Source organism: Maribacter algicola (genome assembly GCF_003933245.1).
Lineage (GTDB): Bacteria > Bacteroidota > Bacteroidia > Flavobacteriales > Flavobacteriaceae > Maribacter > Maribacter algicola.
The window spans coordinates 424,022-449,849 of the sequence record NZ_QUSX01000001.1 but is presented as its reverse complement, the minus strand read 5'-3'; the positions used below and the strand labels follow the sequence as shown (position 1 = coordinate 449,849).

Annotated in this window: 22 protein-coding genes; 21 read left to right on the top strand and 1 reads right to left on the bottom strand. The window is 40.6% G+C overall.

Features of this window, described 5'->3' with window-relative positions; translation table 11 throughout:
- The first annotated feature begins 4 nt into the window (after positions 1 to 4).
- From sov to tsaB, 21 genes are all read left to right on the top strand, one after another.
- Positions 5 to 7,222, top strand: a complete 7,218-nt coding sequence (gene sov, locus DZC72_RS01955; protein ID WP_125221228.1) for a T9SS outer membrane translocon Sov/SprA — start codon at positions 5 to 7, stop codon at positions 7,220 to 7,222.
- A gap of 88 nt (positions 7,223 to 7,310) precedes the next feature.
- The gene (gene gcvH / locus DZC72_RS01950; RefSeq protein WP_125221227.1) at positions 7,311 to 7,691 is read left to right on the top strand and encodes a glycine cleavage system protein GcvH; all 381 of its coding nucleotides are present in this window, start codon (positions 7,311 to 7,313) and stop codon (positions 7,689 to 7,691) included.
- Positions 7,692 to 7,725: 34 nt separating this feature from the next.
- A complete protein-coding gene (locus DZC72_RS01945; protein ID WP_262707259.1) occupies positions 7,726 to 8,082 on the top strand; it encodes a VanZ family protein in 357 nt (118 codons plus the stop codon).
- Between the two features lie 62 nt (positions 8,083 to 8,144).
- Positions 8,145 to 8,849, top strand: a complete 705-nt coding sequence (locus DZC72_RS01940; protein WP_125221225.1) for an energy transducer TonB — start codon at positions 8,145 to 8,147, stop codon at positions 8,847 to 8,849.
- Positions 8,850 to 9,023: 174 nt separating this feature from the next.
- Positions 9,024 to 9,923, top strand: a complete 900-nt coding sequence (cyoE, locus tag DZC72_RS01935; RefSeq protein ID WP_125221224.1) for a heme o synthase — start codon at positions 9,024 to 9,026, stop codon at positions 9,921 to 9,923.
- Between the two features lie 6 nt (positions 9,924 to 9,929).
- Positions 9,930 to 10,511 (top strand): cytochrome c oxidase subunit 3, encoded by a 582-nt coding sequence (locus DZC72_RS01930; protein WP_125221223.1) that lies wholly within the window; start codon positions 9,930 to 9,932, stop codon positions 10,509 to 10,511.
- Positions 10,512 to 10,609: 98 nt separating this feature from the next.
- Positions 10,610 to 11,584, top strand: coding sequence for a cytochrome c oxidase subunit 3 (locus DZC72_RS01925; protein ID WP_125221222.1), 975 nt, complete (start codon positions 10,610 to 10,612; stop codon positions 11,582 to 11,584).
- 33 nt (positions 11,585 to 11,617) lie between these two features.
- Positions 11,618 to 12,001: a cytochrome C oxidase subunit IV family protein gene (locus DZC72_RS01920; protein ID WP_125221221.1), complete on the top strand. Its 384-nt coding sequence runs from the start codon at positions 11,618 to 11,620 to the stop codon at positions 11,999 to 12,001.
- A 130-nt stretch (positions 12,002 to 12,131) separates the two neighbouring features.
- On the top strand, positions 12,132 to 12,755 hold the full coding sequence (locus DZC72_RS01915) for a hypothetical protein (RefSeq protein ID WP_125221220.1): 624 nt from the start codon (positions 12,132 to 12,134) through the stop codon (positions 12,753 to 12,755).
- Between the two features lie 6 nt (positions 12,756 to 12,761).
- Entirely contained in the window at positions 12,762 to 13,487 is a 726-nt protein-coding gene (locus DZC72_RS01910; RefSeq protein WP_125221219.1) for an SCO family protein, read from the top strand.
- A 1-nt stretch (position 13,488) separates the two neighbouring features.
- Positions 13,489 to 14,025 (top strand): DUF420 domain-containing protein, encoded by a 537-nt coding sequence (locus DZC72_RS01905; protein WP_125221218.1) that lies wholly within the window; start codon positions 13,489 to 13,491, stop codon positions 14,023 to 14,025.
- 19 nt (positions 14,026 to 14,044) lie between these two features.
- A complete protein-coding gene (locus DZC72_RS01900; RefSeq protein WP_243641620.1) occupies positions 14,045 to 14,296 on the top strand; it encodes a hypothetical protein in 252 nt (83 codons plus the stop codon).
- Between the two features lie 118 nt (positions 14,297 to 14,414).
- Positions 14,415 to 15,662 carry an ABC transporter permease gene (locus DZC72_RS01895; protein ID WP_125221217.1) on the top strand — a complete coding sequence of 416 codons (1,248 nt, stop codon included), beginning with the start codon at positions 14,415 to 14,417 and terminating at the stop codon, positions 15,660 to 15,662.
- Positions 15,663 to 15,695: 33 nt separating this feature from the next.
- Complete coding sequence (locus DZC72_RS01890) at positions 15,696 to 16,955, top strand: ABC transporter permease (RefSeq protein ID WP_125221216.1); 1,260 nt, start codon at positions 15,696 to 15,698, stop codon at positions 16,953 to 16,955.
- 42 nt (positions 16,956 to 16,997) lie between these two features.
- The gene (locus DZC72_RS01885) at positions 16,998 to 18,113 is read left to right on the top strand and encodes an efflux RND transporter periplasmic adaptor subunit (RefSeq protein ID WP_125221215.1); all 1,116 of its coding nucleotides are present in this window, start codon (positions 16,998 to 17,000) and stop codon (positions 18,111 to 18,113) included.
- Between the two features lie 99 nt (positions 18,114 to 18,212).
- A complete protein-coding gene (locus tag DZC72_RS01880; RefSeq protein WP_125221214.1) occupies positions 18,213 to 18,914 on the top strand; it encodes an ABC transporter ATP-binding protein in 702 nt (233 codons plus the stop codon).
- Positions 18,907 to 20,136, top strand: a complete 1,230-nt coding sequence (locus DZC72_RS01875) for an ABC transporter permease (protein ID WP_125221213.1) — start codon at positions 18,907 to 18,909, stop codon at positions 20,134 to 20,136. Before DZC72_RS01880 ends, DZC72_RS01875 begins: the two co-directional genes overlap by 8 nt.
- Position 20,137: 1 nt before the next feature.
- Entirely contained in the window at positions 20,138 to 21,400 is a 1,263-nt protein-coding gene (locus tag DZC72_RS01870; RefSeq protein WP_125221212.1) for an ABC transporter permease, read from the top strand.
- Positions 21,401 to 21,424: 24 nt separating this feature from the next.
- Positions 21,425 to 22,561, top strand: coding sequence for an efflux RND transporter periplasmic adaptor subunit (locus DZC72_RS01865; RefSeq protein WP_125221211.1), 1,137 nt, complete (start codon positions 21,425 to 21,427; stop codon positions 22,559 to 22,561).
- 32 nt (positions 22,562 to 22,593) lie between these two features.
- Complete coding sequence (locus DZC72_RS01860; RefSeq protein ID WP_125221210.1) at positions 22,594 to 23,946, top strand: TolC family protein; 1,353 nt, start codon at positions 22,594 to 22,596, stop codon at positions 23,944 to 23,946.
- A 75-nt stretch (positions 23,947 to 24,021) separates the two neighbouring features.
- Positions 24,022 to 24,696, top strand: coding sequence for a tRNA (adenosine(37)-N6)-threonylcarbamoyltransferase complex dimerization subunit type 1 TsaB (gene tsaB, locus DZC72_RS01855; protein WP_125221209.1), 675 nt, complete (start codon positions 24,022 to 24,024; stop codon positions 24,694 to 24,696).
- Positions 24,697 to 24,737: 41 nt separating this feature from the next.
- Here tsaB and DZC72_RS01850 read toward each other — a convergent pair whose 3' ends face one another.
- Positions 24,738 to 25,571: a mechanosensitive ion channel family protein gene (locus DZC72_RS01850; RefSeq protein ID WP_125222561.1), complete on the bottom strand. Its 834-nt coding sequence runs from the start codon at positions 25,569 to 25,571 to the stop codon at positions 24,738 to 24,740.
- Positions 25,572 to 25,828 lie beyond the last annotated feature (257 nt).

The window sequence follows — 25,828 nt, the reverse complement described above, 5'->3', positions numbered from 1 at the left end:
AAGTTTGAAACAAGGGGCATTTAAAAAACTTAAAGATTCTTTTAAGCATACTATCCTATTCATTGTTTTTATCGGCTTTGTGGAACAATCCAAGGCCCAAGAAACGGATGAACAGGAAATTGATTCCGTCAAAACGGGCTATGACCTAGGCCGGATTGTACTGGAAAATCCGGATAGTATAGTTTCCAAATATATTTACGATCCCAATTTGGACCGATATATCTATAATGAGAGTATTGGTGATTTTAACATTGGCTACCCCATTATACTAACTCCGGATGAGTACTATGAACTAGTTCGCAAGCAGGGAATCAAAAGCTACTTCAAGGAAAAATCGGATGCCTACTCCGGTAAGAAGGCCGGGAGTGAGGAAGCCCGACGAAATCTGCTGCCCAACTTTTACATCAATAATGATTTTTTTCAATCTGTCTTTGGCGGAAATACCATAGAGGTCATCCCGCAGGGATCCGTTGCCATGGATTTGGGCGTTATCTGGCAAAAGAACGACAATCCTTCCCTATCGCCCCGTAACAGGACCAACTTGTCTTTTGACTTTGATCAGCGCATCAGTCTAAGTATGTTGGGCAAGATCGGGGAGCGCTTGCAGGTAAATGCCAACTACGATACGGAGGCGACTTTTGATTTTCAGAATATTGTGAAGTTGGACTATACGCCTACTGAAGATGATATTTTAAGAAAGATAGAGGTTGGTAATGTCAACATGCCCTTGAACAGTTCCTTGATTCAAGGTGCACAAAGTCTTTTTGGGGTAAAGACGCAATTGCAGTTTGGAAAAACAACGGTCACCGCGGTTTTTTCCGAACAGCGTTCCCAGAACAACACGGTAGTGGCCCAAGGAGGAGGGACCATCAATGAATTTAGTTTAACGGCACTCGATTATGACGAGGATAGACATTTCTTTTTGGCCCAGTACTTTCGGGACAATTACGACAGGGCCTTGGAAAAATATCCCTTCATTCAAAGTAAGGTCCAGATAACCCGTTTGGAGGTTTGGGTCACCAACAGGAGCCAGCAAACACTCAATGTTCGTAATGTTGTGGCTTTGCAGGATTTGGGTGAAACTAGGTATGGAGACCCCATTTCAGGGGCAACGGAGGAGGAAAAAACGAGGATAGGTTTAATTGCTGGGGATGTGGCCAGTGGATTTTTCCCATCAACTTTGAACGGTTTGCCAAGAAACGGAGCAAATGCCTATGACCCTGCATTGATCAGTAGTGGAGGTGGGGCATTAAATGATAATATTCGAGAAATTGCAACCGTTGAACAAGGTTTTAATCCCATAGTACCCGGGTATCAGGCAAATCAGGGATTTGATTATGCCATCCTGGAAAATGCCCGTAAACTTGAGCAAGGGCGGGACTATGATTTTAATACACAATTGGGATATATATCCTTGAACCAGCGTTTGAGCAATGATGAGGTATTGGCCGTCGCCTACCAGTATACCTTTGATGGGAATGTATACCAAGTAGGTGAATTTGCCAATGGAGGTTTGGATGCCACCACGATTTCCGGTGGGGCCGCTCCTGTAATTGAGAACAATACATTAGTCCTAAAACTTTTAAAAAGTAATATTACGAACGTCAGCGATCCTATATGGGATTTGATGATGAAGAATATTTATGCCACGGGCGCCTTTCGCTTGAGCGAGGATGACTTTAAGATGAATATCCTTTATTCTGATCCAACGCCTAGAAACTATATCACCCCTGTCGTAGAAGGTCCAGGGACCGGTTGGCCGGAAGGATTACAGGACCGTATCCTTTTGGACGTTTTTAATTTGGACCGATTGAATGTTTACAACGATGTGCAACCTGGAGGAGATGGTTTTTTTGATTTCTATCCCGGTATTACGGTAGATATTCAAGGAGGGCGTATCATTTTTACCAAAGTGGAGCCTTTTGGGCAATACCTATTTGAAACCTTGGATGATGGTACGGGAGATTACGAAAATGCCGCTTCCTTTAATGAAAATCAAGAAAAATATGTCTTTAGGGATATGTACGAATCCACCAAGGCGGCGGCCCTACAAGATCCTGAAAAAAATAAGTTTCTATTAAAAGGGCGCTATAAGTCCGAAGGAAACAATGGTATTCCTATTGGGGCCTTTAATGTGCCCAGGGGTTCTGTGACCGTTACCGCTGGAGGTAGACAACTACAGGAAGGAATAGACTATACGGTGAACTATCAGGCCGGGACCGTACAAATTTTGGATCCCAGTTTGGAAGCTTCCAATACACCCATCAATATTTCCGTAGAGAACAATGCCGTTTTTGGTCAACAGACCAGAAGGTTTACAGGTGTAAACCTGGAACATCAGTTTAATAAAAACTTCGTGCTTGGGGGAACTTTATTGAATCTAAATGAACGTCCGTTGACCCAAAAATCGAATTTTGGGATTGAGCCGGTCAACAATACCATTTTTGGGCTTAATGGAAATTTTTCCACGGAGGTACCATGGTTAACCCGAATGGCAAACAAATTGCCCAATATTGATACTGATGTACCATCCAATGTATCGGTTCGTGCAGAGGTTGCCTGGTTAAAACCCAATTCACCCAAGAATGCCGATTTCCAAGGGGAAACTACGACCTATTTGGATGATTTTGAAGGCGCCCAGGCCTTGATAGATATCCGTGGTTCCTTGGGTTGGACTTTGGCCAGTACACCATTGGAGTTTGCTCCAGGTGGACAGTTGATAGGTACTTCTCCCGAAGATCCTGCCAACCTTGAAAACGGATTTGGACGTGCCAAAATGGCCTGGTACACCATAGACCCGATCTTTTACACGAATCAAAGGCCAACGGCCATTACGGACAATGATATTTCCACAAACCCCACCCGTAGGGTTTTTATTGACGAGGTTTTTCCGCAGGTAGATATTGCCCAAGGCCAGACAACCGTTCAGGGAACTTTGGATATTGCCTATTACCCAAACCTTAAAGGTCCCTATAACAATAATCCCGATTTTCAAAATACTCAGCCTGATCAAAAGTGGGGTGGTATCATGCGGTCTTTGAGCAGTACCAATTTTGAGCAGGCCAACGTGGAATTCGTCCAGTTTTGGGTATTGGATCCTTACGTGGACGGCGAGGCAACAAGCCCGGGGGAACTGGTCTTGAACTTAGGGAATATATCCGAAGATATACTGCGCGATGGTAAAAAACAATATGAAAATGGATTGCCCGGTGTGGATAGTAACGAATTTGTGGCCCCTACCAGTTGGGGAGAGGTGCCGGCCACCCAGTCCTTGGTCTATGCCTTTGATGCCAGCGAACCCAATAGGACTTTGCAGGATATAGGTTTTGATGGTTTGAACGATGAAGCAGAAGCGGCCATCTACGATGCCAACCCGGGACCGGATCCTGCCTTGGACAACTACCAATATTATTTAAACAGAGAAGGAGGCATTTTAGAGCGGTATCTCGATTTTAATAATCCAGATGGCAACTCGCCCGTACAGGTGACCAATACGAATAGGGGTTCTACCACCCTGCCCGATGTGGAGGATGTGGACAGGGACCTGACGATGAATACCGTAAATAGCTACTACGAATATCGGATTCAAATTAAACCAGGGACCACTATAAACGATAAATACGTTACGGATATCAAGGAAGGTGTTACTCCGGAATTGCCCAATGGAGACCAATTGAATAGAAGGTGGATTCAGTATAAAATTCCCCTTAGCGATTTTACCGATGCTGTAGGCGGTATTACAGATTTTAGGTCCATCAGTTTTATGCGTATGTACATGACCGGTTTTTCAGGACCAACCGTGCTACGTTTTGCCACTTTGGATTTGGTCCGGGGCGACTGGAGGACCTATGTAAAAACACTGCAAGACCCTGATATCGATAACAACCCGGCGGATGACGGTACTACCTTGGACGTGAATACCGTGAACATTGAAGAGAACAGCGGAAGGATTCCCATACCCTATGTCCTTCCTCCGGGCGTTGCCAGGGAGCAGTTGAACAATAATAATACGATCATAAGGCAGAACGAGCAATCCTTGTCCTTGGTAGTGGAGGGTCTTGAATCCAGGGATTCTAGGGCTGTTTTTAAGAATTTGAACGTGGACATCCGTCAGTATAAAAAAATAAAGATGTTCATGCATGCGGAGAAAATCGTGGATAGCGATTATGCCGATAGTTCCACGCCACTAGTAGGTTTCTTGCGAATAGGTACGGATTTTACCCAAAACTACTATCAAATTGAATTGCCATTACAGTTTACGCCCTTTACTGCGGCATCGGAAAGTGAGATATGGCCCGATGTCAATGAAATGGACATTGCTTTAAGCGATTTGAACAAGGTGAAATCGGCATGGATACAAGGGGGCGATTTGAGCGAAGTGCGATTTTTTGAGGTTGAAAACGGGGAAGTCATTCCGGTAAACGAGTTTGACGATAGGGCCGCAGGAAGGTTGCGAATCGGTATTAAAGGAAATCCATCCTTGGGGAGTATCCGGAGTATGATGGTAGGTATAAAAAACCAGGATATTTTACCGGCAAGGGGCGAAGTCTGGTTCAACGAACTACGCTTGGCCGGATTGGACAATAACGGGGGCTGGGCCGCCATAGCAGCTGTGGACGCGAATATGGCCGATTTTGCTAACGTCACCGCCACGGGAAGCAAGAGTACCTCCGGATTTGGATCTATTGATCAAATGCCAAACGAAAGGGCGCGGGAAGACGCTACCAGTTATGACGTGGTGACCAATGTGAACGTAGGGCAGTTGCTTCCAAAGAAGTGGGGCATTCAGTTACCTTTCAACTATGGAATATCCGAGCAGTTGATAACACCGGAATTTGACCCGGTATATGATGACTTAAAGTTGAACGATTTAATCGAGGCTGCCCCAGACCAACAAGCGGCGGAAGAAATACGGGAACAGGCAGAGGATTATACCAAGCGTACCAGCATTAACTTCATTGGGGTGCGAAAAGATCGCGGCGAGGAGGCCGATGCCAATTTCTACGATGTGGAGAACTTTACCTTTAATTACTCCTACAACGAAACGGAGCATCGGGATTTTGAAATAGCGGAACTTCGAGATCAATCGGTCAATACCGGCTTTGTCTATAATCACAGTTTTGATCCGGTAGAAGTGGCTCCCTTTGCTAAAAAGGATTCGCTATTTAGGGGTAAATACTGGCAATGGTTAAAGGATTTGAACCTGAATCTGTTGCCCGCAAGTGTATCGGTCAATTCCAACATCAATAGACAATTCAATGCACAGCGCTTTAGGGATGTGCGGGAAGAAGGTGTGGACCGTTTGCCGTTACCGGAGTTGCAACAAAGGAATTATCTGTTCAATTGGCAGTACGCTGTCAATTATAACCTGACCAAGTCCTTGCGATTCAATATGACAGCTTCAAACAACAATATCGTCCGTAACTATTTTGAAGAGGATGGTGATCCAAGGTCTGAAATAGATAAGACCTTGGAACTGTGGGACGGCTTTTTTGATTTGGGCGAGCCCAATAGGCATTCCCAACAGATTCAATTGAATTATGAAGTGCCTTTTGCCAAAATCCCGGCTTTGGATTTTATCAACGCACAATATAGTTATACCAGCAATTTTGATTGGCAACGCGGGGGAGACGCCCTTGCGGAGGTGGCACAGCAAGCATTGAATGATCCCAATGCACGCATCAATACGGTTCAAAATGCCAATACGCATGCGTTGACCGCTTCCTTGACCATGCAAAAGTTCTATGATCTAATCGGATTAAAAAAGAGGGAGGCCCCTACGGCACAAAAAGGGGCAGGTGCTCGCCCCAATATTTTGAACCAGGGTAAAATGGAAGAGGAAAAGGTAAAACCAAAAACCAGTGGCCTTTTTAATACAATTGTGGATGTGGTGACCATGGTAAAACGTTTGAACATTAACTATAATGAAAACAACGGAACCGTACTGCCCGGTTATACGCAGTCCATCGGGTTTATAGGTACCACCAGGCCTACGATCGGGTTTGTGTTGGGTAGTCAGTCCGATGTTCGATTCGAGGCGGCCAGAAATGGTTGGTTGACCACTTTCCCTGATTTTAATGATCAGTTTATCAGAAGAACGAACAAACAATTGAATATCACCGCCACGGCACAACCCACTAGAGATATAACCATCGATTTGGTCGCCGATAGACAGTACTCCAACAGTATACAGGAGAACTATGATTTGGAAGCTTTGTTGGACAATAGGACCGGCCTTCAAAACCAATTGGGCAGCTTTAGTATATCTACTATGATGATTGGTACCGCCTTTGGTAAGAGCGATGAGTTTGATTCGGCCACATTTGAACAGTTTAAGGAAAATAGGATTACCATAGCGAATAGATTAGTTTCCGATCGCGGGCAAACACCTGGAACTTTGGATGAGGATGGTTTCCCGGAGCGGTATGGAAAGACCCAGCAAGACGTATTATTACCGGCATTCTTTGCGGCTTATACCGGTCAGGATGCAGAAAGGGTGAATCTAGATGTGTTCAGACAAATTCCAATTCCCAACTGGAACATAAAGTATACAGGACTTATGCAGAACAAATGGTTCAAGAAAAAGTTCAAGCGTTTTTCGATTCAGCATGGATATAGGGCCTCGTATAGTATCAATTCCTTTCAGACCAATTTAGAGAAACAGCAATTGATAAACGATGGTATTCAAGCGGTAGATACTGAAAATGGAGATTTGCTTCCTGATCTGATTCTGAACAATATAGTTTTAACGGACCAGTTCAATCCCTTGGTTCGTTTGGATTTTGAAATGCAGAATTCCGTAAGTGTATTGGCGGAAGTACGTACGGACCGTACATTGTCCTTGAGTTTTGATAATAATCTGATGACGGAAATAAACGGTCAGGAATACACGGTCGGGTTGGGTTACAGGATAAAGGATGTGCAATTTGTAACGAATATAGGTGGTAGCAAAACTCGGTTGAAAGGTGACCTGAATTTAAAGGCCGATGTAAGTCTTAGGGACAACATTACCATTATTCGGAATTTGGACATCAACAACAACCAGATTACTTCGGGCCAGAATCTATTGTCCATAAAATTTGGTGCGGACTATGCATTGAGCAAGCAATTGAACGTGTTGTTCTTCTATGACCATAATTTCTCCCAGTTTGCCGTATCTACGGCCTTCCCGCAAACTACCGTCAACGCCGGCTTTACGCTCAGGTACAATTTTGGGAATTAAGTAAGACCTATTTCTCAAAGAAGTAAAAGTATTTTTTGAATTCCTTTAGGGAATAATTTACATTTGTCCCCTATCAAAAATAAGGACTATGAAAATACCCGCTGAATTAAAGTATACCAAAGATCATGAATGGGTGAAAATCGAAGGCGATGTCGCTACGGTAGGTATCACTGATTTTGCCCAGGGAGAACTGGGTGATATTGTTTATGTAGAAGTAGACACGTTGGATGAAACTCTGGATAAGGAGGCAATCTTTGGAACCGTTGAGGCCGTAAAAACGGTGTCAGATCTTTTTTCCCCTGTATCGGGAGAAATTATCGAGTTCAATACCGCCTTGGAAGACGAACCGGAAATGGTCAACAAAGATCCCTATGGTGCAGGTTGGATGGTGAAGATTAAATTATCCGATAGTTCAGAAATAGAATCGCTATTAAGTGATGTGGAGTATAAGGAATTGATTGGTGCTTAAAAAGCTCTTTTATAACATACTTTTTGTAAGCTGGATGGTGTTCGTCACTTTTTCCAGCTTATTTTCTTTTAAAGGCATGCAAATGGGATCCTTTGCCTTTAGGATTCCTCACCTGGATAAAATGGTTCACTTTATCTTTTACTTAGTGATGGTGGTTACGGGATTTTTTGCCATAAAGGATTATCTTGTGCATAGGTATAAAGCATCTGCCATACTTTTGGGTATGGTAATATTTTCCATAATGTACGGCATGATTATTGAAGTTTTACAGTATAGTATTACCGTGAACAGACAAGGGGATATTTTGGACGCATTGGCCAACTCCTTGGGGGCGATTACCGGAATGTTCCTTGTAAGAAGCCTTTTTTATAAAGGGGAGCAGTTAAAATGAAAATTTTAATTGCATGTTTAAGGATTAATTAATTAAATTAGCGAACACTAAAATGATGATATATGGAACCTAAAAAGAATCCAAAGGCGGATTTGACCAAGAATAGCAGCTTATACTTTGTAGTAGGTCTTTTTGCTGTTATGTTGCTTACGTATATAGCCTTTGAATGGAAAACGTATGATGAAGTGAATAACTATGACATCTCAATGAATGTCGATGATTTGCTGGATGAGGAAGTTCCAATGACGGAACAGATTAAAACACCGCCACCGCCACCGCCACCTGCTGCACCTGAAATCATTGAGGTGGTCGAGGATGAAGAAGAGGTTGAGGAAACGGTAATTGAGTCTACAGAGACCAGCCAAGAGGAAGAAATCATCGAAGTAGAAGACGTAGTTGTTGAGGAGGAGGTTGAAGATGTGGACGTTCCTTTTGCTGTAATCGAGGATGTACCTGTTTTTCCAGGTTGTGAAAATGAAAGTGATAAAAGGGCATGTTTCAATTCCATGATTCAAAAGCATATCAGTAAAAACTTCCGCTATCCGGAAATTGCCCAAGAAATGGGTATCCAAGGAAGGGTAAGTGTTATGTTCGTGATTCAAAAGGATGGTAGCATTGGAAACATAAGAATGCGTGGACCAGATAAAAATTTGGAAGCTGAGGCTGCTAGAATTATTGGTAAGTTACCAAAAATGACACCCGGAAAACAACGAGGTAGAGCGGTTCGTGTACCTTTTAGTATTCCTATCAACTTTAAGTTACAATAATCGTATTATAAAAATTTTAAAAGGTCTGAACTTTAGTTCGGACCTTTTTTTATGGAACTATTCCAAATCCTGATATCAATCCTTGGTAGAAGCTTAAGATTTATTTAAAATAGGAACTTGGGTTTGCAGAACAAGGTTTGTCAGAGTATCTTTGCAGTCCAATTTTGTGTAAGGATGAAGACCGCGGTCCGTATGGCAAAAGACATCACATTTCCATTGATTTTTGCTGATTTCAAGGAAATTACCAAAGTAAGACTAGCGATCAGTGTGGTTTTTTCCTCTATTGCGGGTTATCTTCTGGGTGCTTATGAAGTAAGTGTATCATCTATTTTGTTATTGGCCTTTGGCGGCTATTGCATGGTTGGGGCAAGTAACGCCTATAATCAAGTAATTGAAAGGGATTTGGACGCTTTGATGAAACGGACCAGAAACAGGCCCATTCCCGCTGGAAGAATGTCCGTTTCTATGGCAATGTCCATAGCCATTGGCTTAACTTTACTCGGGATTATTAGTCTATACCTCCTTAACCCTAAAACGGCCATGTTTGGGGCTATCTCCATATTTTTATATACAAGTGTATATACTCCGCTAAAAACGAAAACACCACTATCGGTTTTTGTTGGTGCTTTTCCGGGTGCCATTCCTTTTATGTTGGGCTGGGTTGCGGCCACAAACGATTTTGGTATTGAGCCGGGCACCTTGTTCATGATTCAATTTTTTTGGCAGTTTCCCCATTTTTGGGCATTGGGTTGGATGCTGCATGAAGATTACCAAAGAGGGGGTTTTAAGATGCTTCCTACCGGTAAAAAGGATACGGGTACTGCACTACAAATTATCATGTACACTATTTGGATGATGGTAATATCTGTAATTCCTGCGTTTGGGATTACAGGGAGGTTGATGCTTTCGATTCCCGCTGCGATACTAATTTTGTTGCTTGGAGGCGTTATGTTATTTTATGGCCTTAAGTTATATGCAAAGAGGGATTCGGTTACGGCAAGGAAATTGATGTTGGCCAGTGTAAGTTATATTACACTTATGCAGATTATATATGTGTTGGACAAGTTTATTTAATATAGTATGGATTTAACCAAAGGAACTGAAAAGGAGAAGAGGGATAGGTCAAAGAAGATGATTCTTTGGTTCGGAATGGTAAGTTTGCTAATGGGTTTTGCAGGATGGACCAGTGCCTATATAGTAAGTAGTTCCCGTGAAGACTGGGTAAGCAGCTTGGCACTTCCAACCTCGTTCTATATAAGTACGGTCATCATTATTACTAGTAGTATTACATATATACTGGCAAAAAAGGCGGTCAAGGAAGGAAATGATAAAATGGGTACAACTTGGTTGTTAGGAACCTTGGCCCTTGGAATCGCTTTTATTCTAATGCAGTTTAATGGGTTTTCCCAAATGGTGGCGAGGGGTTATTATTTTACTGGACCTACAAGTACCATAAAGTTATCCTATGTGTTTTTGATTGCCATGGTGCATATTGTACACGTAGTTGCCGGGCTGATTTCCCTACTGGTTGTTTTATATAATCAATATAAAGGAAAGTATACAAGGGACGAATACCTAGGAATATCCCTGGGAGCGACCTTTTGGCACTTTTTGGACCTGCTTTGGGTCTACCTATTGTTATTTATGACATTTGTAAAATAATAATTTGAAACAAAAAAAGTTTTGAATCAAATTCAGCTTTTATATAGTTGAAAAAAATGTAAATTTGCTAAAGTTTTATTAAATCGATACATAATTCTATGGATACGACGGTTACAACGGAGATTAAGGAAAATGCATGGGGGGGAGGCAATAGGCCTTTAGGTGCTAGCTATGGTAAGTTGATGATGTGGTTTTTCTTGGTTTCGGATGCGCTTACCTTTTCTGGTTTTTTGGCCGCTTACGGTTTTTCACGCTTCAAGTTTATGGAAACTTGGCCCATCGCCGATGAGGTTTTTACGCACGTACCATTCTTTCATGGTAACTACCCTATGATTTATGTTGCCTTTATGACCTTTATATTAATCATGTCTTCCGTAACTATGGTTTTGGCCGTGGATGCTGGTCATAGAATGAAAAAGAATGCGGTTATTTGGTACATGTTCGCTACTATCATTGGTGGTGCCATATTCGTTGGCTCCCAAGCTTGGGAATGGGCAACGTTTATACGAGGGGATTACGGCGCTGTGGAGACCAAAGGAGGAAGGATTTTACAGTTTGTGGATGCCGAGACAGGAAATAGGGTTGCTTTGGCAGATTTTGCAAAAACTATCCCAAGCGAACGCATTGCACATGAGGAAAATAATGGTATATGGTTTTATGGAGAAGGCACCCGTACTAGTTTTACCGTGAACGAGGTAATCGAAGGATTCAAGGCAAATCCCAGTTTGGCCATAAAAACGGAGACAATTAATGAGGAGGGCGAAAAAGTAGTGCTAAGTAGACAGGAATCCCTTTCAAAACTGGCAGATGCTTCCCAGGTGGTTGAAGGTGCTAATCTTATTCACAACGAATACGGTAGTCGCCTGTTTGCGGATTTTTTCTTCTTTATTACAGGTTTTCACGGTTTTCACGTTTTCTCCGGGGTAGTTATCAACCTCATTATATTTTTTAATGTCGTTCTGGGTACTTATGAACGAAGAGGACATTATGAAATGGTAGAAAAAGTAGGACTCTATTGGCACTTTGTGGATTTGGTTTGGGTCTTTGTATTTACTTTCTTCTATTTAGTGTAAAAATTGGTTGTAGAAAAGATTATTTAAAATAGTATGGCACACGAACATAAATTAGAGATTTTTAGAGGATTGTGGAAGTTTAAATCCAATACCCAGAAGATTTGGGGCGTTTTGGCCTTTTTGACATTGGTAACGGCTGTTGAGGTTGTTTTGGGTATTTACAAACCCACAGTGCTGACCGATACCTATGTGTTGGGTATGAAGTTATTGAACTGGATCTTTATCATTTTGACATTGGTGAAAGCCTATTATATTTCATGGGATTTTATGCACCTAAGGGATGAGAAAAGTGCTTTAAGGAGGGCCATAGTTTGGACACCTATATTCTTGGTCCTGTATTTGGTATTTATTCTGTTGGTAGAGGCTAATTATATTTTTGAAATATATAAGGATGGTTTTGTGAAATGGAATTTCTAAGTGTTTTAAAAGAACATAATTAACAAAATAGAAAGACGGTTAACGAACCGTCTTTTTTATTTTTGCATTGGTTTTATAGTAATTTCCGCAAGATGAAATTCTTGAAATTGAAAATTTGGACTCTGGTTATATGAAAAAAAACTTTGTACTGATTGTTTTGTTCGTTTTACCTATAGTGGCATATTTATTCTTTGCGTCTGGAGTCACTAATTTTGGAAGGTTACCTGTTTTAAATGATGGTGTATCGGAAATTCCAAAAAATGTTGGGAATTCCATGTTTTCCAATAGAATCACCGTTTTGGGGTTTCTAGGAAAGGATGTGGATGGGAGAAAAGGCAATGCCTTTAACTTGAATCAAAAGATTTATAAGCGCTTTCATGAGTTTGATGACTTCCAATTTTTGATGGTAGTACCCAAAGGTACGGAGGCTGCGGTAATGGATTTAAAAAAAGAGCTTTCCAGTCTTGATGAAACTACTAAATGGAACTTTGCCTTTTTGGAGGAGGGTTCTATTTTAAGTTTATTTGAAAGCCTAGGAACTAATTTGAATCTGCAAAACGACCTAAGTTCTCCCTATGTTTTTATAGTGGATAAAAACTTAAAATTGAGAGGCAGGGACCATGATGAGGATGAAGGTATTAAATATGGTTATAATACGGCTTCCGTGGCGGACTTGAACAACAAGATGGTCGATGATGTAAAAATTATACTTGCAGAATATAGAATGGCAAGAAAGGAAAATAATCTTAATTAAAAACGATTGAACAAAAAGTATACATACGTTTGGGTTTCTTTGGTCATACTCATATTCGGGATAATTTTTATACCAAGAATCGTGGAGCGACTAAAGGCTGATGATGTTGTCGAAATTGACCGTATGAATACGACTTCATCTGATGGAGGTTTAAGTTATGTACTGCTCAATGGTAAAAAACGGAAGGTTCCATCATTTCAATTCATCAATCAAGATAGCCTGGTAATTTCGGATAAGGATTACTTGGGCAAAGTATTTGTTGTGGAATTCTTTTTTACCAGATGCCCTAGTATATGCCCTGTTATGACCAAAAACTTAGTGGCTTTGCAGAATGAATTTGTAAATGATGAAAGCTTTGGAATTGCTTCATTCAGCATTACGCCAGATTTTGACACACCGCAAGTGCTAAAGGAATACGCTGAAAAATATGGGATTACCGATATGGATTGGCATTTGATGACCGGTAAAAAGCAGGAAATTTATGATTTGGCGAATAGTGGTTTCAATATTTTTGCAGCGGAAATGCCCGATGCCCCTGGGGGCTTCGAACATTCCGGTCTGTTCGCATTGGTAGATAAGAACGGTTATATACGTTCGAGAAAGGACGCCTTTGGAAATCCAATCGTTTATTATAGAGGTGCTATTACAGAGGAGATGGGTGAGAATAGTGAAGGGGAGAAGGAACAAATAGGTATCTTAAAGGAGGACATAAAAAGACTATTAGAGGAGTAGTATGGAAAATAATATCGCACTTAAAGAGAAAAAGTTCAATAGGATGATTACTGTGGTCTCTGTGGTAATTCCTATAGTGGTGGCATTGCTTTTTGGTATAAAAATTCCAAATGTGGAACCTTTGTCCATTTTGCCACCTATTTATGCGACTATCAATGGTCTTACCGCTGTGTTACTCGTTGTAGCAGTTTGGGCGATCAAGAACCAAAGGCAGGTGCTACACCAAAATTTAATGACAATCAATATTGGTCTTTCACTCATTTTTTTGGTAATGTACATACTTTATCATATGACATCTGATTCAACCCCATATGGAGGGGAAGGTTTTGTTTCTTATGTGTACTATTTTATATTGATTACACATATCGTTTTGTCGATCGCCTTGATTCCCTTGGTCCTGAGAACCTACGCCAAAGCCTACTTAGGGCGATTTGAAGATCATAGGGTGTTGGCCAGATATACATTTCCCATATGGCTATATGTTGCGGTAACAGGTGTCGTAGTTTATTTAATGATTTCGCCATATTATGCCTCATAATGAATAAAAAAGTCATAGTATGAAACCGCATCGTATTCCAATATTTGCCAGAAGTAACTACAAAGGCTTCTTTCTTGTTTTCGTGATTAGTATTTTGTTGTTTCCTTCGGCAACAGAAGCGCAATGTGCCATGTGCAGGGCGGTACTGGAAAGCGAGGCATCGGGTACTACTGCGGAAGGTATCAATAATGGTATAGTTTACCTAATGGCCATACCCTATATACTCGTAGCAGGTGTCTTCTATTTTGTGTACCGCAAAATGAGATCTTAACACAGTTTTAAAACTTTAACACTTTTTTTATTCTTTATCTGTAACATTGGGCGGACTTGTTAGTCTGATTATTGTGCGATTCGTGTATTGCATTCATCAATCATCAAAAAACCAATCAATGTTCGACATCGAAAGATGGCAAGAGATTTTCGATACTATCCGTAAAAATAAATTGCGGACAGTCCTTACGGGTATCTCGGTCGCTTCCGGAATTTTTATCCTTGTAATTTTATTGGGTTTTGGTCAGGGCATGCAAAATGGTATTGCCCAAGAATTTGAGGAGGATGCCAGTAATCGTATTGGCGTATGGACCCAAGTGACTACCAAAGAATATAAAGGTTTGAATCCGGGCAGACCCATACGTTTACGAAACGAAAATTACGACTACATAGAGGATAAATATGCTGATGAACTTGAATATAAATCACCCAATTTTAGGGTATTCAATGCAAGCATCAATTATAAAAAGGAATCAGGTGCTTATTCCGTTCAGGGGATTTCGCCAGAATACCAACAAATAGAAAATGAGTTTATTTCCAAAGGGAGGTTCTTAAATTACAAGGACCATCAGTCCGTTTCCAAGGTTGCCGTTATCAGCAACAAAATCCATCGGGAATTATTACAAAATGAGGAGGAGCCCGTAGGGCGTGAATTAAAAATAGCGGATTTAAGCTTCAAGATTATTGGCGTTTACGGCGACAAGGGGGGCGAGCGAGAAGAAGACCGTATTTATATTCCCTTAAGCACCGGTCAGCGTGTTTTTAATGGTGGCGATAGCCTCAACATGATGTTTTTCACATTAAAGCCCGCAGCCACATTTGAAAAAACCCTTGCCGAGTCCATAAAATTCACAGACGAAATAAAGACATATTTAAAGCAATCGCACACCGTGGCTCCTGATGATATGAGCGCCATAAATACCTTTAACACATTAGAAAATGTACAACGGTTCATGAACCTTATCGGTGGCATCAAGTTTTTCTTTTGGTTCGTGGGGGTATGTACGATTATTGCGGGTATTGTTGGGGTGAGCAATATAATGTTGATTATCGTTAAGGAAAGAACTAGGGAAATAGGTATTCGAAAAGCCTTAGGTGCCAAACCATGGTCCATTGTAGGTATGATTCTGCATGAGGCCATCTTTGTTACTGCAGTTTCGGGTTTTGCAGGCCTTATTTTCAGTATGGGTCTGTTGGAATTGATAGGTCCAAATGTTGAAGTGGACTATGTGGTCAACCCCTCCATAAATTTTAATGTTGCGATAACAACCGTTTTATTATTGGTTTTTGCCGGTGCTTTAGCAGGTTTTTTCCCCGCTTGGCGCGCCGCAAAAATCAAACCGATTGTAGCCTTAAAAGAAGAGTGATATTCAAGGTTTTAACCGATTAATTAGCTTAAAATGTTCAATAAAGACCGATGGGACGAAATATTGCAGGTACTAACCACAAACTGGTTCAGGACATTGCTTACGGCCTTTGGTGTCTTTTGGGGGATTTTTATACTGATCATATTGTTGGCCGCTGGAAAGGGACTCGAGAATGGTATAAGGGCCGATTTTGGGGATATCGCCACAAATACCATGTTCATGTGGACGAGAACGGCCTCAAAGGCGTATAAGGGACTTCCTAAGGATAGGGAATTCAGTTATAAAACAGATGATGTGGCAGATATTTGGGAAAACGTTGATGGACTTCGGTTTGTTTCCCCCAGAAATCAATTAGGTAATTTTCAAGGTGCCAACAACGTGGTAAGAGGTTTAAAAACAGGTGCCTTTAGCGTATATGGAGACTACCCGGAAATCATAAAGCAGGAACCTATGGACATTACCTCCGGACGTTTCCTTAATTACGGCGATATCAACGAGAAAAGAAAGGTTGCTATTATAGGTGTAGATGTAAAGTCAAGTTTATATGACAAGGATGAAGAGTGTCTAGGAACCTATATAAAAATTAACGATGTTAATTTTATGGTAGTCGGAACATACAAAAAAAAGAATGCAGATGGTAATAGCGAAAATGCACAAAAGGAAATTTATATTCCTTTCACTTCCTTTTCACAGGCCTTTAATAGAGGGGATAATGTAGGCTGGATGGCCATTACCGCCGTCGATGAAGTGCCAATTACCAATATCAAGGAGCAAATATTCACAATTGTTAAGGAAAACCATAGAATACATCCTGAGGATACTCGGGCCGTTGGTCATTTTGATTTGAATGAACAATTCCAAAGAGTGGTCAGCCTTTTTGGGGCCTTGAGGCTGATTGCTTATTTCGTGGGGATATGTGTGCTTCTTTCCGGTATCATTGGGGTGAGCAACATTATGCTGATCGTGGTAAAGGAAAGGACAAAGGAAATAGGTGTTAGACGCGCGTTAGGGGAGAGTCCATGGTCCATCAAACAGCAAATATTGATGGAGTCCATATTCTTGACCATCATTTCAGGTATGACCGGAATCGCCTTTGGAGCCTTGGTTATTTATGGTATCAATTACGTATTGGATATTAGTGGGCCGGTGATGATGTTCGTTAATCCGAGCGTAAACCTTGGGGTGGTAACCGTTGCGCTGATAATTTTAATCGTGTCCGGGTTATTTGCTGGGTTCATTCCCGCCAATAGTGCTATCAAAATTAGACCGATAGAAGCGTTAAGAAACGAATGATGGAAAGAATTTAAAATATTGATCAATCAATCCAACTAAAAAATGAAGAAAAAAGTAACTATTTTTATTTTACTGTTCATTGTAGTCGCCTTCGGTGGAGCGATGTACTATTTATATCAAAAAAATGCTGAGGATCCCGTAGTTTATGAAACAGAGACTCCCACAACGGAGAACATTGTGAAAAAGACCGTGGCCACCGGGAGTATATTGCCGTTGGAAGAAGTGTTGATCAAGCCCAATATTTCAGGGGTTATAGAGGAAATTTATGTGGAAGGTGGAGATTATGTAAAATCCGGGGATTTAATATGTCTTATTAAGGTAGTCCCAAATTTAAACGCTTTGAACGATGCCAGAAACGCCATCGATGAGGCTAAAATAGGTTTGGACGATCAACTACGTAATTTAGAACGTCAAAAAAATCTTTTTTCAAAAGGTGTCATTTCTAAAGTAGATTTAGAAAGGGCCCAAGTTGCCTATGACCAGGCCAAGCAGGCTTTTGGTGCTGCAAATAAGAGGTTTGATATTGTAAAGACCGGAACGACCCAAGGTTATGGAAATGCCGCAAATACCCAAATAAGGGCTACGGTAAGCGGTATGGTACTGGAAGTTCCCGTAGAGGTAGGGAATCAGGTTATCGAGAGCAATACCTTTAATGAAGGAACTACCATTGCTGCCATAGCCGATGTGGACAAAATGATTTTTGAAGGTAAGGTAGACGAATCCGAAGTTGGGAAGATAAAGGAAGACCTACCATTGGAAATCACCGTTGGAGCCATTGAAAATGCTGTTTTCAAAGCTGTATTGGATTACATTGCCCCAAAGGGGAAGGCTGAAAATGGAGCAATACAGTTTGAGATCAAGGGAACATTACAAAAACAGGATTCCGTTTTTATTCGCGCTGGACTAAGTGCCAATGCGTCAATAATTCTAGCCCGTGCCGATAGTGTTCTTGCTGTTAAGGAAGCATTGGTTCAGTTTGATGGTAAGACCAAAAAACCATTTGTGGAAGTGGAGACCGGTGACCAACAATTTGAACGTAGGGATATTGAACTGGGGATAAGTGACGGTATTAACGTAGAAGTAAAATCCGGTATTTCCAAAAGTGATAAAATAAAGGTCTGGAACGCGATTAAAGCGGACGAATTCGCCCAAAATTAAAATAGATGGGAATTTTCTGTTTTTTCTTGTAACAAAAATAAAGAACGTAAGTCTAACCAGTAGACTTTAATAGAGGTACAGTCTAAAACAATAACCAACATGATTGAAATAAAAAATCTTCATAAGTCCTATAAAATGGGCAAAAACTCCTTACATGTACTTAAGGGTATCAATTTTTCCGTGGAAGAGGGCGAGTTGGTGGCCATCATGGGATCTTCGGGATCTGGGAAGTCCACTTTATTGAATATTCTGGGTATGTTGGATGAACTTGACGAGGGTAGCTATACTTTGGATGGTGTGCCTATAAAGAACTTGAACGAGACCAAAGCGGCTCAATACAGAAATAAGTTTTTGGGCTTTATATTTCAATCCTTCAATTTGATCAATTATAAAAGTGCGGTGGAGAATGTGGCCTTGCCATTATATTATCAAAAGGTGGGACGAAAGGAACGTCAAGAAAAGGCCTTAAAATATTTGGAACAAGTTGGTCTCAAGCAATGGGCAACACACTTGCCCAGCGAGCTTTCAGGTGGTCAGAAGCAGAGGGTTGCAATCGCCCGAGCTATGGCTGCTGAACCAAAAGTTTTATTGGCGGATGAGCCTACCGGGGCATTGGATAGTAAAACGTCCTATGAAGTTATGGATCTTATTCAGAAAATCAATGATCAAGGAAATACCATATTGGTGGTTACCCACGAGGAGGATATTGCCCATATGTGCAAACGGATAGTGCATTTAAAGGATGGGGTCATTGTTGAGGATAAGAAAGTGGAACAGGTTAGAGCTGAGCAATATGTTTAACAGGGACAACTGGAAGGAGATATTTGAGACCATTCAGAAAAACAAATTAAGGACTTTCCTTTCAGGTTTTACTGTGGCTTTGGGTATCCTCATATTCGTTGTTCTGTATGGTTTTGGAAACGGTCTCATTAATACATTCAACGAGTTTTTTGAGGATGATGCGACAAATACTTTCTATATTTTTCCTGGAAGGACTTCCAAACCTTACAAAGGTTATAAATCCAATCGGCAAATAGAATTTGACAATTCTGATATAGCCGATATTGAGGAATCTTTTCCCTTGTTCTTGGAATATATTTCTCCAAGGGTGGATAGAAGTGGCTTGGTCAAGTATAAAAATGAATCGAATAACTATACCACACGTGGCGTTAGTGAATCTTACCAATTTGCAGAAAAGACCATGATTATGAAGGGTAGGTATCTAAACCTGGAAGATATAAAGGACAAAACCAAATATGCAGTTATTGGAAGGTTGGTAGAGCAGGATTTGTTCAAAAACGAAAATGCACTTGGTAAATATATCGATATAGCCGGTAGTGCCTTTAAAGTCATAGGGGTTTTTCAGGATGATGCGGGGGATGATGAGGAGCGTAGAATTTATATACCCTATACGACACGGCAGTTAATTGAAAAAAATACGGATAAGATTGATCAGATAGCTTTGGGCTTTAAGCCTGAGATAGGCTATGCAGGCGCTATGGCCTTTGAAAGAAAACTTGGGGATTTTCTCAGAGAGAAAAAAATTATCGACCCAAATGATGAACGAGGTTTCTTTATCAGAAATGTGGCTGACCAATTAAAACAGAACCAACAATTCGCTGGTGTTTTACAGATTATTGTTGCATTCGTAGCTTTTGGGACCATCATAGCTGGGATTATAGGTATCAGTAACATAATGGTTTTTGTGGTTAAGGAACGTACCAAGGAAATTGGCATTCGTAAGGCCTTGGGGGCAACACCTAAATCCGTAATAAGTACCATACTTTTGGAATCCGTTTTCATAACCACTATTTCAGGAATTATAGGGATGGTATTAGGGGTGGCCATGTTAAGTTCATTGGGGGATGCCTTAAAGGATTATTTCATTACCAATCCATTTATCAATATGGGAACCGCCATATTTGCAACTATCGTATTGATTTTCTTTGGTGGTTTGGCAGGATATATACCCGCTAGAAGGGCGGCAAAGATTAAACCAATTGTGGCATTAAGGGACGAATGATATGAAGTTTATTTTCGATAGAAATACTTGGCAAGAAATATTCGGTTCTATAAGTAAGAATAAGACCAGGACCATAATTACCATAGTGGGTGTATTATGGGGCATATTCATATATATAGCACTATCCGGGGCCGCTAAAGGTATGGACAATGGCTTTGAAAAGGTGTTCGAAAGTGTTTCCATGAACAGTATGTTCGTGTGGGGTCAAAGTACTAGTATGCCCTACGAGGGCTTTAAAACTGGTAGACCCATGCAATTAAAGTTGGGCGATGCGGCCAGATTGGAGAACAGGATACCGGAAATCAACTATATAGCACCCAGGATCAATCTTGGAAATTTTGGTACAGAGCCTGTGTTTACGGTCCGAGGGCAAAAGTCGGGAACTTATCCGGTGAATGGGGACTATCCCATTTATACAAAAATAGCTACCAAGCAGATTTTTGATGGGGGAAGGTTTATCAATGATGAGGATATTGAACAGGCCCGAAAGGTTTGTGTTATTGGGGAGCGAAATGTTCAGGAACTTTTTGACAAGGACGAAGATCCCATTGGTCAGTTCATAAGGATTGGAGACGTTTATTTTCAGGTTGTTGGGATACATAAGTTGGCCCAAGGAGTAAGTTTTGATAGCGACGCGGCGATTTTTATTCCCTTCACAACCTTTAGAAAACTGTACAATACGGGGGAAAACGTGGATTATTTCTGCATAGCGGCCTACGATGATGTGGACGTGGTCCAGGTGGAAAAGGATGTCAAGGCCTTACTTAGAAATATACATCGGGTGAATCCTGAGGATGAGAGAGCCTTTGGTTCCTTTAATTTAGGCGAAGCATTTGCAAGGGTATCGGGCTTTGCCAAGGGTATGACATTTTTGAGCTTGGTTGTTGGGTTGGCAACGATCCTTGCCGGGGTCATCGGCATCGGAAATATTTTATTGATATCTGTAAAGGAACGTACAAAGGAGTTGGGTGTTAGACGGGCCTTGGGTGCTACGCCCGCCGAAGTAAGGAACCAAATTATATTGGAATCCGTTTTCCTAACAATGATTGCAGGTGTCATGGGAATAATTCTAGGAGCGGGAGTTTTGTCCATCATAAACAGTCTCACGAAGGATTTGGATTTTCCATATACCAATCCTACAGTGCCCATACCTTATGTGCTTGGCGCTTTGTTGATTATGGTTATCCTTGGAACTTTAATAGGATTGATTCCAGCGCAACGCGCAGTTAGTATAAAACCAATAGACGCATTAAGAGAAGAATAACAACCATTTAAATAAACACTTAAAATGAATAAAATCGTAAAATATATTTTAATAGGAGTTTTGGTGATAGGAGCACTTTGGGCCGCTGTGTTCTTTATTAAATCGAACAGCAAATCTGCTATTACCTATGATACCAGCCAACCTTTTATTTCAAGTATCGAGAAAAAAACGGTGGCTACAGGGAAGGTCATTCCAGAAGAAGAGATTGAAATAAAGCCTCAAATATCGGGTATTATAGAAAAGATTTACTTGGAAGAAGGTGCCAAGGTCAAGGCCGGGGATTTGATTGCCTTAATTAAAGTGGTTCCCAATGAACAGTCTTTGTTCCAGGCTCGTGGACGAGTAAACAATGCCAAAGTAGCTTTGAGCAACGCGGAACTTGATTTTAATAGAAACAAGACCTTGTTCGATAAAGGAGTTGTTTCTGCCCAAGACTTTCAGAACATCCAATTAGCTTATAATCAAGCTAAACTGGAACTCGAAAATGCTCAAAATGACTATCAGATCATACTTCGCGGTTCGGCCGGGGGTTCTTCCACGGCCAATACGAATATTAGGGCCACAGTTGATGGTACAATTTTGGAGATTCCTGTGGAAGAGGGAGATCAGGTAATTCAAAGTAACAACTTTAACGATGGTACTACAATAGCATCCATTGCGGATTTGGGAAAAATGATTTTCGAAGGAAAGGTGGATGAAGGTGAAGTTGGGAAGTTGAAAGTTGGAACACCCCTTAAAATCAGTTTGGGTGCAGTAGAAGATGTTGAATTGGATGCGAAGTTAAAGTTTATAGCACCAAAAGGAATCGAGGAAACAGGTGCCGTACAATTTAAGATAGAAGGTGATGTAGAGGAAAAGGACGATGTTTTTATCAGAGCAGGGTATAGTGCCAATGCTTCCATCGTATTGGAGAAAAAGGATAGCATTTTGGTAATTCCAGAGGCGGTTTTACAATTTGACAAGGAAACGGATAAACCTTATGTAGAAATAGCTATAGGTTCTGCCGAGGAACAAAAATTCGAAAGAAGAGATATTGAAACCGGTATTTCAGATGGAGTTAATGTGGAGGTTGTATCCGGATTGACAAAAGATGACAAGGTGAAACACTGGAATAAAACGGAGCCTATTAAGAAAGGTGAAGACGAAACAGAGACTGAATAATCATCATCAATCACAATAAATAATCAAAAAAAATGAAGTACACGATAACCACAATACTACTGTTCTTGGTAGTGGGGACTACATGGGCCCAAAATAAAAAATGGACCTTGGAGGAATGTGTCACCTATGCTGTGGAAAACAACCTATCCGTAGAGCAGTTTGAATTGGACCTTGAGAATGCAAGAGTTGATAAATCCGATGCTATTGGTGGTTTGTTGCCAAGAATAAATAGTAATATAAGTGTGGCTGGAAACACAGGACTCTCCTTTGATCCAACGACTAATCAGCCAGTGACCACGACTATTTTAACGGCTAATGGTGGAGTAACTTCTTCCTTAACACTATTTGACGGTCTCCGTAATATTAATAGACTAAATAGGGCCAAATTAAACGATATGGCCAACCAGTATAGGTTAGAAAATCTAAAAGATGATATCCGCTTGAATGTGGCACAGGCCTATTTACAAATCATTTCCAATAAAGAGGCTCTAAAAGTTTCCAAAGCACAATATGCCGTTACAGAACAGGATTTAAAGAGAACAAAAGAATTAGTAGAGTCGGGTGTGGTACCTCGAGGCGACCTTTTGGAACTTGAGGCAACCGCTGCAAATCAGGAACAACAGATAGTTAACAATGAGGGCTTGGTTTTAATTTCTAGAATCAATTTGGCGCAGCTTTTACAGATTACGGACTATGATAATTTTGATATTGTTGATGAATCTTTTGAAATACCTCCCTCCGAAATACTAAATAATTCAGCAAAGACCATTTTTGCAAAGGCCTTGGAATTTAGGAATGATATTAAATTTTCAGAATCATTGATGGAGCTTGCGGAAAAAGATGTTGAACTTGCCAAAGGAGCTTATTATCCAACTTTAGGAGCCTTCTTTAATTATAATACGCGATACTCCGATCAGGGAGGTTTTGATCCTGCTACCGGAACTTTAGTTCCTGCGGAAAGCTTTACAAATCAATTGTGGATTAATGATGGTATATCTTATGGAGCACAGATGAACATTCCCATCTTCAATGGGTGGAGCACCAGGAACAGTGTAAAACGCTCTCAAATTAGTTTAGAAAAGGCAAAGGTTCAACTAGATCAGGATAAATTAGCTTTGGAATCTACAGTAAATCAAGCTTATGTGGATGTTACTACATTTAGAAAGTCTTATGAGGCTGCTGAAAAAACATTGGAAGCGAGGACTTTGGCTTATCAATACGCCAAGGAGCGTTTTGATGTTGGCTTGATGAATTCATTTGATTTTGGCCAGGCACAAGCTAGGGTAGATGATGCCGCTGCAAATGTTATTAGGGCAAAATATGAATATATATTTAGATTGAAAATCCTGGAATTCTTTTTTGGAATTCCAATAACATTAAATTGATTACACAAATAAATATTAAAAAACCTGCAATCATTGATTGCAGGTTTTTTTGTGTATATGCTCTACCTTTGAAAAATGGCTTTAATACTGAATCTTGAAACAGCTACCACCAACTGCTCCGTATGTTTGTCCTTAAAAGGAGAAGTGGTTTCAATTAGGGAGAACAATACACCAAATTATTCCCACGCGGAACAGCTGCATGTGTTCATTAAAGAGTGTATGGATGAGTCCGGTTTTTCCATGACGGATTTGGATGCTATTGCCGTTAGCAAAGGGCCGGGTTCGTATACTGGTTTAAGAATAGGGGTATCGGCAGCCAAGGGTTTGTGTTTTGCATTGGATGTTCCTCTCATATCCATCGCTACCTTAAAAAGTTTGGCTAGCCAGCTAAAAATAGCGGAAGGTGATTTTATAATACCTGTTTTGGATGCAAGACGTATGGAGGTATACTCGGCAGTATTTGATGCCCATTTGAATGAGATAAGGGAAACTCAGGCACAAATAATAGGAGAATCTTCTTTTCAAGAATATTTACAAGGTAGTAAGGTACATTTTCTGGGGTCCGGTGCGGAAAAAATAAAGGAGACACTAACAAATTCTAATGCTGAGTATTATACAGAAGCTGTGCCGTCAGCTAAAGAAATGGCATCCCTTTCCTTTGAAAAGTTTACAAAGACCAATTTTGAAAACGTCGCTTATTTTGAACCGTATTACTTGAAGGATTTCCTAATCACCCAGAAAAAATCCTAAATTAAAATTATACCTAGCATAGGTGCAAGGTCCTTTAAATGCTATTTGCTTTCTACAAGTTCTTGGTGAATCACCCTTTGTGGGAATGGTATTTCGATACCTTCTGCGTCAAATCTAGTTTTTATCTCTTCCATTACGTGAAAGTGTGCTTTCCAAAAAACCTCATTATTGGCCCAAAAACGTAGCGTAAGATTTACGGAGCTGTCTGCCAATTCCCCAACATACACTTCCGGGATTGGGTCTTTTAAAATGTTTTCATTTTCCGCGCATATAGCCAGTAGGATATCCTTTGCCTTTTTAATGTTGGAACCGTATCCAATGCCCACGTCTATTTTATCCCTTCGAGTGTCTTCCGCATTGTAATTTATTATATTGTTGTTGGACAATTGTCCATTGGGTATAATGGCAATTTGGTTTCCAAAGGTTTTTAGTTTGGTAGTGAAAATAGATATTTCCTTTACGGTGCCATCAACCCCCTGAGCCGAGATAAAATCGCCCACTTTAAAAGGTTTAAATAAAAGAATGAGTACCCCACCTGCAAAATTGGATAGAGAGCCTTGCAGTGCTAGGCCAATTGCCAAACCTGCGGCCCCTATAATAGCTACAAGGGAAGAGGATTGTACGCCCAATTGGGTTATCACCAGTACGAAAAGGAGTATTTTAAGGGCTATGGAAATCAGGCTTTGCAGAAAGGATTCCAAAGATTCGTCGTAATCCTTCTTGGAAAAGAACTTGCGAATCATTTTGTTTATAAACCTAATTACATAAATTCCCACAAATAATAAAATTATGGCCGCTACCAAATTTGGTAGCGCCTCCCAAAACCATTTTATGGCGTTATCTATATGTTCCTGATAATTGGTAAATTGTTCCATAGTCCTTTTATACTTTTGTTGGCCAACATATAGAAATGAATAGTGTAAATCAAGTTTTTTCATTTAAACTAATGTTAAGGAACACTCTTCGAACGTGGATGAGTCAAAGCTTGTTTTTTTTGAGTCAAAAGGCTTGTTGGTATAACGCTCCTTTAATATAATTATATGGTGATAAGTTGGCACAAGGTTCGCTAAGAATTAACTTATTTCGATTTTTAGTACTGTTTAGCGACGGTTATATAAGGGACACCATAAAA

Coding starts and splice junctions, on each gene's coding strand:
- DZC72_RS01850 (WP_125222561.1), bottom strand. CDS start 25,571: ATGGAACAATTTACCAATTATCAGGAACATATAGATAACGCCATAAAA.
- cyoE (WP_125221224.1), top strand. CDS start 9,024: ATGAAGACCGCGGTCCGTATGGCAAAAGACATCACATTTCCATTGATT.
- DZC72_RS01895 (WP_125221217.1), top strand. CDS start 14,415: ATGTTCGACATCGAAAGATGGCAAGAGATTTTCGATACTATCCGTAAA.
- DZC72_RS01865 (WP_125221211.1), top strand. CDS start 21,425: ATGAATAAAATCGTAAAATATATTTTAATAGGAGTTTTGGTGATAGGA.
- DZC72_RS01940 (WP_125221225.1), top strand. CDS start 8,145: ATGGAACCTAAAAAGAATCCAAAGGCGGATTTGACCAAGAATAGCAGC.
- DZC72_RS01885 (WP_125221215.1), top strand. CDS start 16,998: ATGAAGAAAAAAGTAACTATTTTTATTTTACTGTTCATTGTAGTCGCC.
- DZC72_RS01875 (WP_125221213.1), top strand. CDS start 18,907: ATGTTTAACAGGGACAACTGGAAGGAGATATTTGAGACCATTCAGAAA.
- DZC72_RS01925 (WP_125221222.1), top strand. CDS start 10,610: ATGGATACGACGGTTACAACGGAGATTAAGGAAAATGCATGGGGGGGA.
- DZC72_RS01905 (WP_125221218.1), top strand. CDS start 13,489: ATGGAAAATAATATCGCACTTAAAGAGAAAAAGTTCAATAGGATGATT.
- DZC72_RS01870 (WP_125221212.1), top strand. CDS start 20,138: ATGAAGTTTATTTTCGATAGAAATACTTGGCAAGAAATATTCGGTTCT.
- DZC72_RS01860 (WP_125221210.1), top strand. CDS start 22,594: ATGAAGTACACGATAACCACAATACTACTGTTCTTGGTAGTGGGGACT.
- DZC72_RS01900 (WP_243641620.1), top strand. CDS start 14,045: ATGAAACCGCATCGTATTCCAATATTTGCCAGAAGTAACTACAAAGGC.
- DZC72_RS01915 (WP_125221220.1), top strand. CDS start 12,132: ATGAAAAAAAACTTTGTACTGATTGTTTTGTTCGTTTTACCTATAGTG.
- DZC72_RS01890 (WP_125221216.1), top strand. CDS start 15,696: ATGTTCAATAAAGACCGATGGGACGAAATATTGCAGGTACTAACCACA.
- tsaB (WP_125221209.1), top strand. CDS start 24,022: ATGGCTTTAATACTGAATCTTGAAACAGCTACCACCAACTGCTCCGTA.
- DZC72_RS01920 (WP_125221221.1), top strand. CDS start 11,618: ATGGCACACGAACATAAATTAGAGATTTTTAGAGGATTGTGGAAGTTT.
- DZC72_RS01880 (WP_125221214.1), top strand. CDS start 18,213: ATGATTGAAATAAAAAATCTTCATAAGTCCTATAAAATGGGCAAAAAC.
- gcvH (WP_125221227.1), top strand. CDS start 7,311: ATGAAAATACCCGCTGAATTAAAGTATACCAAAGATCATGAATGGGTG.
- DZC72_RS01945 (WP_262707259.1), top strand. CDS start 7,726: ATGGTGTTCGTCACTTTTTCCAGCTTATTTTCTTTTAAAGGCATGCAA.
- DZC72_RS01930 (WP_125221223.1), top strand. CDS start 9,930: ATGGATTTAACCAAAGGAACTGAAAAGGAGAAGAGGGATAGGTCAAAG.